Origin of the sequence: Candidatus Chloroploca asiatica (genome assembly GCF_002532075.1) — a bacterium.
In the GTDB taxonomy this organism is placed as follows: domain Bacteria; phylum Chloroflexota; class Chloroflexia; order Chloroflexales; family Chloroflexaceae; genus Chloroploca; species Chloroploca asiatica.
In genome coordinates, this window is sequence record NZ_LYXE01000133.1 from 1 (window position 1) to 525 (window position 525).

The following is a 525-nucleotide window of genomic DNA, read 5'->3' on the forward strand; positions in this document are numbered from 1 at the left end:
CTGCCGTACTATGCCCACCGCGTCGCGAACTGGTGGAGGTCAACCCACACCAGCCCAGCAACGCATGCCCCCGCATGTCTCGCTTGGGCGCTCAGCTACGACACAATGGGGGATCCGCTGGCCAGTGAGCGCGACGACGTGCGGCTCACGGCCTTGCTCCAAACGATGGGGCACGGCCCCGATCCACCGATCGTGCCCGTCACCCATTACCCCGGCCCTGGGGCTGCCGCGATCATCGGCGACCTCGTGCGCGACCGCGAGGACTGCTTCGACGACGAGGAACGTGCCCAGGTGCGCCAACGCGCCGCGTGGGGGTTCCACGACGCGCCCGATGGCTTCGTTGATCGGCCCGCCTGCGCGATTGGCGGCCTCGTGCCCGCTCGTTATGCGCGTGCCGCAACTGCGTGGTACGCGCAGCTGATGGCCGATCTTGAAGCCGCCGCTGCGATCGACCCGTTTCAACGCCGCATCCACCTGCTCGGGATCGGCAAGCCTTCGTGGGTCTGCCGTTCGCCGCTGGTGCTG

The 525-nt window shown here is 68.6% G+C and carries 1 protein-coding gene; it reads left to right on the forward strand.

Annotated elements, in window-relative coordinates; translation table 11 throughout:
* On the forward strand, positions 1-525 hold a 525-nt coding region (locus A9Q02_RS24380; RefSeq protein ID WP_172451090.1), incomplete at both ends, for a hypothetical protein.